The organism is Actinomycetes bacterium, assembly GCA_035506535.1.
Classification (GTDB): domain Bacteria; phylum Actinomycetota; class Actinomycetes; order DATJPE01; family DATJPE01; genus DATJPE01.
Map to the genome: position 1 here is coordinate 1 of DATJPE010000089.1, position 6,233 is coordinate 6,233.

The following is a 6,233-nucleotide window of genomic DNA, read 5'->3' on the forward strand; positions in this document are numbered from 1 at the left end:
GGCGTCCTCGGCGCGCACGGGTCCTCGGCGGGTGCGGTGCTCCGGAGCGGTCGTGACGATGCGTCCGGTGCGCACGCCCGCCCGCATCAGCCGGACCAGGTCCGCCCAGAGCGCCTCCCACCGCTCCCGCGCCACCTCGCGGCCCGGGGTGAACGGATCGAGACGGGCCCGGAACAGCACCTCCGCGCGATAGACGTTGCCCACCCCCGCGAGCACGGTCTGCTCCATGAGCAGCCCCGCGACCGGCTGGCGGCTGCGATGCAGCCGCGCCCACGCCCGCTCGGGGTCGCCGTCGGCGCGCAGCGGGTCGGGGCCGAGCCGCGCCGTCAGCGCGGCGGCCTGCGCGGGGTCGACGACCTCGCAGGCTCCCGGTCCCCGCAGGTCCGCCCAGTGGGTCTGGCCGACCAGGCGCATCCGGACCAGGCCCCGCGGCTGCGGCGCGGGCAGCGGCCCGAGCGTGAACGAGCCGTAGAGCCCGAGGTGGACGTGCACCAGCCGGTCGTCCGCGAAGACGTAGAACAGGTGCTTGCCGTAGGCGTCGGTACCCCGCAGCTCCCGGCCGTCGACGAGCTGGGCCCCGGCGAAGCGGCCCTGCGGGCTGCTGACCCGAAGCGGCTCGCCGGCGAACACGCGAGCGTGCTCGAGCGCCAGCCGGCGGATGGTGTGGCCCTCGGGCACGCGCGCCATCCAACCTCAGCCAGCCTCAGGCAGCCGGCTCCTCCAGCGGGTGGCGGTCCCGGGACCGCTTGATCTCGAAGAAGCCGTCCGTGCCCGCGACGAGGCGGACACCGTCCCAGAGCCGCCCGGCGGCCTCGCCTCGCGGCGGCGGGGTCACCACCGGGCCGAAGAACGCCGCCCCGTCCACGTGGATGACCGGGGTTCCCACGTCCTGGCCCACCGGGTCCATCCCGGCGCGGTGCGAGGCCCGAAGTGCCGCGTCGTAGGCGTCCCCGTCGGCGGCGGCGATCAGCTGCTCGGGGAGGCCGACCTCGCGCAGCGCCTCCGCGATCGCGGCCATGGCCTCCGGCCGCTCGTCGCCCTGGACGTGGTAGCGGGTCCCGAACGCGGTGTAGAGCGGGAGCAGCACGTCCTCGCCGTGCTCGACGGCGGCCGCCTCGAACACGCGGACCGGGCCCCAGGCGCTGTCGAGGAACCGGCGGTAGGACTCCGGCAGGTCGCGGCCCTCGTTGAGCACCGCGAGGCTCATGACGTGCCAGCGCACCCGGACGGGACGTACCTGCTCGACCTCCAGCATCCAGCGCGAGGTGACCCACGCCCAGGGGCACAGCGGGTCGAACCAGAAGTCCGCGGTCGTCGTGGTGGTGGCCATGGCCGGCGCTCCCGATCTTTGAATACGCAACTTTCTACCCATCCTAAGCACCGGTCCCCGCGCGTGCAGCGCGGCCTTTCGTCTAGCGTTCAGGGGTGACCGGCCTGAACCTGACCCGTGACGAGGCGCGCGAGCGCGCCCGGCTGCTCGACGTCGACACCTACGAGGTTCGGCTGGACTTCACGACCGGCGAGAAGACCTTCGTCTCCGACACCCTGGTCCGGTTCCGCTGCGGCGAGCCCGGTGCCGCCGTGCGCATCGACCTGACGGCCGAGGCGGTCCGCTCACTGACGCTCAACGGCGCCGACCTCGACCCGGCGGCGCAGGCCGCGGAGGGGGGCCTTCGCATCGACGGGCTGGCCGCCGACAACGAGCTGCGGGTCGTCGCGGACTGCCTCTACATGCACACCGGGGAGGGGATGCACCGCTTCGTCGACCCGGTCGACAGCGAGGTCTACCTCTACACGCAGTTCGAGGCGAACGAGGCGCACCGGGTCTTCGCCTGCTTCGACCAGCCCGACCTCAAGGCAGCGGTCTCCTTCACCGTGGACGCGCCCGCCCACTGGACCGTGCTGTCCAACGAGCCCGTCGCCGGGACGGAGGCGCTGCGGGAGGGCGTACGGCGGACCCGGTTCGCGCCGACCCCCCGCGTCGCGACCTACATCACCGCGATCTGCGCGGGCCCGTTCTTCGGGATCACCGACACCTACGTCCGCCCGGACGGCTCGAGCATCCCGCTGGGCTTCTACTGCCGCGCCTCGCTGGGCCAGTACCTCGACGCCGGCGAGCTGGTCGAGCTGACCCAGCAGGGCTTCGCGTTCTTCGAGGACCAGTTCGGCCGGCGCTACCCGTTCACCAAGTACGACCAGGTGGGCGTCGCGGAGTTCAACGCCGGGGCGATGGAGAACTCGGGGTGCGTGACCTTCCACGAGGACTACTTCGTCTTCCGCAGCCGGGTCACGGATGCGCTGCGGGACACCCGCGCGAACACGTTGCTGCACGAGATGGCGCACATGTGGTTCGGCGACCTCGTGACCATGCGCTGGTGGGACGACCTGTGGCTCAACGAGTCCTTCGCGGAGTTCATGGCCTACCACTCCGCGGCGGAGGCCACCCGCTTCCGCACGTCGTGGACCTCCTTCGCGACCGGACGCAAGGCTTGGGGGTACCGCCAGGACCAGCTGCCCTCGACGCACCCGATCGTGGCCGACGCCCCGGACATCGAGACGGTCAAGGCCAACTTCGACGGGATCACCTACGCCAAGGGCGCGTCCGTGCTTCGCCAGCTCGTGGCCTGGGTCGGCCTCGAGGAGTTCATGGCGGGGCTGCGCGCGTACTTCGACAAGCACGCCTGGGGGAACACGACTCTCGCCGACCTGCTGGTCGAGCTGGAGGCGACGTCAGGACGAGACCTCACCGTGTGGTCGAAGGATTGGCTGGAGACCGCCGGCTGCAACACGCTGCTGCCCGAGACGACCCTCGCCGCGGACGGGACCTACACCGAGGTCGCGGTGGTGCAGGAGGCGCCGCGGGAGCACCCGACGCTGCGCTCGCACCGGCTCGCGATCGGCCTGTACGACCGGGTCGGGGACGCCCTCGTCCGCCGCCGCCGCGTCGAGCTCGACGTCGAGGGCGCCCGTACGAGCGTCCCGGAGCTGCTCGGCGAGGCCGAGCCCGACCTGCTGCTGCTCAACGACGACGACCTCACCTTCGCGAAGATCCGGCTGGACGCCCGCTCACTGGCGACGCTGACCTCCGACCTGGCCCGCCTCGAGTCCTCCCTGGCCCGGGCGCTGTGCTGGAGCGCCGCGTGGGACATGGCCAGGGACGCCGAGATGCGCCCGCGCGACTTCGTCACCCTCGTCGCGAACGGGGTCGGCGGGGAGGGCGACATCACGACCGTCCAGACGGTGCTGCGGCAGGCCACGGCGGCGATCGACCTCTACGTCGACCCCTCGCACGCCGGGGCCTCCCGCCACGACCTCGCCGCGTCGCTGGTGGCGCTGCTGCACGCGGCCGAGACGGGCAGCGACCTGCAGCTCGCCTACGCACGCGCGCTCACCGGCGTGGCGTCGACGCCGGAGGAGCTGGATCTGCTGGGCCGGATCCTCGACGGCTCGGAGGTGATACCCGGGCTGGTCGTCGACGCCGACGTGCGCTGGGCCCTCCTGCGCCGCCTCGTCCAGAAGGGCCGCCTCGGGGACGCGGCGATCAACGCCGAGCTCCAGCGCGACGCGACGGCCAACGGCCAGCGGCAGGCCGCCACGGTGCGAGCCGCACGGCCGACGCCGGAGGCGAAGGCGTACGCGTGGCGGCAGGTGATGGAGGCCGACGAGCTGCCCAACGCCCTGCAGATGGCGACCATCCTCGGCTTCTCCGACCCGACCCAGCCCGAGCTCCTGCGGCCCTACGTCGAGCGATACTTCTCGACCATCACCGAGGTCTGGCGCACGCGCACCCTCGAGATGGCGAGCAACCTCGCGATGGGCCTGTTCCCGGGCCAGTTCGTCGAGCAGGAGACCGTGGACGCGGCGAACGCGTTCCTCGCCGACCCCGACGTACCCCCGGCGCTGGCCCGGCTGGTCGCCGAGGGCCGCGACGGCGTCGAGCGAGCCCTGCGCGCTCGCGCCGCCGACCGCGCCTGACCCGGAGTCCGGGCACGCGCTGTCAGACGTTTCGGGCGCCCAAGCGCACGAACTGCCTGACAACGGGGTCGGGCTCCCCCGCCGCACGTGAGCTGTCAGACGTTTCGGGCGCCAGAGCGCACGAGCTGCCTGACAACCCGCTCCGCTCCCGGGCCCGCTGGGTCGGGCTCGATTTCCCCTGTGGACGGTGACCACGGGGACCTCGTGTGGCGGGCCACCATCGAGGGCATGGCCGCCACTCCACTCGGACTCATCGACTCTCTCGCCGCCACCCAGGACGGCGTCGTCAGCCGAGCCCAGCTGCGCGAGCTCGGTGTCTCCCGCCACCAGGTCCGCGACGCGGTGCGCGCGCGCCGGTGGCGGCTGGTCGGTCACGCGGTGGTGGTCCACCGGGGACAGCTGACCCGGCAGGCCCGGTGGTGGGTCGCCGTGTTCCACCTCGGCCCCGGCTCGATGCTCGCCGCCTGGACGGCCGCCGAGGCGGCCGGCCTGACCGGGTTCACCGTCGACGCCGTGCACGTGGTGGTCCCCCGGGGGCACCGGATCCGCGCGCTGCCGTGGATGAGGGTGCACGAGTCTCGTCGGCTGCACGCCGACGATCGACGCCAAGGGACGCCGCTGCCGCAGGTGCGGGCGGCACGAGCCGTCCTGGACCTGGCGAGCTGGTCGACCAAGACCCGTGTGGGGTTGGCCGCGCTCGCCGCCGCTGTGCAGCAGGGCATCGTCACCGTGGATCAGCTCCGGGCCGAGCTGGCCGTCGCCGGGCGCATCACGCGGGCCAGGCTGATCGAGAAGACCCTCCACGACATCGAGGGCGGGGCGCAGGCGCTCTCGGAGATCGACTTCGCCGTCCTGTGCCGCCGCTATGGGCTGCCCGAGCCGGTACGCCAGGTGCGGCGGATCGACGCCTCAGGGCGTACCCGCTACCTCGACGTGTGGTTCCGGCGCGCCGACGGCCGCGTGGTCCACGTCGAGATCGACGGGGCCGTGCACCTCACGCCGCTGAACTGGTGGGACGACATGGACCGGCAGACCGACCTGGCGATCGCGGAGGACGCTCTCGTCGTACGGATCGCCTCCCCCGCGATCTACGTCGACCCGGCGGACGTTGCCCGCCGCGTCGCGCGAGCGCTCCAGGTGGACCCCCCGCAGCTGCGTCGCCACGCGGCCTGAGTGAGTTGTCAGGCGACATGGGCGCTCGGGCGCACGAGACGTCTGACAACGTGACCGGAGTCCGGCGCCCCGCGGGTCAGGGCTGGTCGGTGTGCAGGATGCGCGGGTGGCGTGCGTGCTCGGCGAGGACGGTGAGACCGTCGACGATCCCGCCGACCAGGTCGCCCGCGCCGAAGCTGGTCGTCATCGACAGGGCGGCCAGGCCGCAGGAGGCGTCGTCGAGCTCGAGGTGGGCCTGGCTGCCGGTGACGATCTCCACCCGACGCCCGGCCACGTCCACCGCGACGAGCACGAGGCGCGCCGTGTCGCCCGGGACGGCGGCGTGCAGCGACCGGGCCCTCGCCCGTACGTCGTCGCCGAGCGGGCCGACGTACACGGAGAAGCCGAGCCCGCTCTGGGACTCGGCGCTCTTGATCGCCCGCTCGAGGCTGACCCGCTGGGTCAGCGAGAAGGCCTCACCAGCGGGCACTGCTGCCTCCCCCGGCCAGCGTCGCGTCCTGCGGCGTCACGGCCGCCATCGACTCCTCCTCGCGCGGCCCGCCGAACCAGTCGGGCCCGTTGAACCACTCCGGCGTCGCCCACCACGACAGCCCGGGCCGATACCGCGGCCCGCGCGCGATGGAGGGTGCGGCCGCGAGCAGCCAGATCACGAGGATCACCAGCGCCGGGATGCCGACGAAGACCAGCAGCGCGGTCCCGAGATCCATCCCCGAGCCGGGGTCCTCGCCGTCGGAGTGGTGGGCACTCGCGAAGGCCGGGGAGGTCACGAGCAGTGACAGCGGTACGGCGCTCGCGACAACCAGCGCCCGCCAGGCGGTCCTCACGAGCGCACAGCCTAGCCAGGCTCACCGCTCGCGCAGGGCACGGGTGAGCGGGTCGAGCAGCGGCGCCGAGGGCAGGTCCTCGAGCAGGACCGGGCGGCCGAGCCCGTCGGTCACCGGGACCCGCCAGTTGGGGTACTCCTGGTCGGTGCCGGGCTGGTTGACCGCCCTCCGATCACCCACGAGGTCGGTCACCGCGACGCCGAGCAGCCGGGCCGGCGTGCGTGCGAGGAAGCGGTGCATCGCAACCACGACGTCCTCGTC

At 73.2% G+C, this 6,233-nt stretch carries 7 protein-coding genes; 2 read left to right on the forward strand and 5 right to left on the reverse strand.

Annotation, left to right across the window (positions count from 1 at the left end):
• Together VMI11_14310 and VMI11_14315 are read right to left on the reverse strand one after the other, a co-directional pair.
• Positions 1 to 678 (reverse strand): DNA-formamidopyrimidine glycosylase family protein (locus VMI11_14310; protein HTY73569.1); only part of this gene is annotated, 678 nt, incomplete at its 3' end.
• Between the two features lie 25 nt (positions 679 to 703).
• On the reverse strand, positions 704 to 1,330 hold the full coding sequence (locus VMI11_14315; protein ID HTY73570.1) for a DsbA family protein: 627 nt from the start codon (positions 1,328 to 1,330) through the stop codon (positions 704 to 706).
• A 95-nt stretch (positions 1,331 to 1,425) separates the two neighbouring features.
• Between VMI11_14315 and pepN the strand changes: the two genes are divergently transcribed.
• Complete coding sequence (gene pepN / locus VMI11_14320; GenBank protein HTY73571.1) at positions 1,426 to 3,975, forward strand: aminopeptidase N; 2,550 nt, start codon at positions 1,426 to 1,428, stop codon at positions 3,973 to 3,975.
• Positions 3,976 to 4,203: 228 nt separating this feature from the next.
• A complete protein-coding gene (locus VMI11_14325; GenBank protein ID HTY73572.1) occupies positions 4,204 to 5,148 on the forward strand; it encodes a hypothetical protein in 945 nt (314 codons plus the stop codon).
• Positions 5,149 to 5,224: 76 nt separating this feature from the next.
• On the opposite strand, the gene VMI11_14330 is transcribed toward VMI11_14325, so the two are convergent.
• From VMI11_14330 to VMI11_14340, 3 genes are all read right to left on the reverse strand, one after another.
• Positions 5,225 to 5,617 carry a DUF5130 family protein gene (locus VMI11_14330; protein HTY73573.1) on the reverse strand — a complete coding sequence of 131 codons (393 nt, stop codon included), beginning with the start codon at positions 5,615 to 5,617 and terminating at the stop codon, positions 5,225 to 5,227.
• Positions 5,604 to 5,972 (reverse strand): hypothetical protein, encoded by a 369-nt coding sequence (locus tag VMI11_14335; GenBank protein HTY73574.1) that lies wholly within the window; start codon positions 5,970 to 5,972, stop codon positions 5,604 to 5,606. Before VMI11_14335 ends, VMI11_14330 begins: the two co-directional genes overlap by 14 nt.
• A 21-nt stretch (positions 5,973 to 5,993) precedes the next feature.
• Positions 5,994 to 6,233 (reverse strand): 4-alpha-glucanotransferase (locus tag VMI11_14340; GenBank protein HTY73575.1); only part of this gene is annotated, 240 nt, incomplete at its 5' end.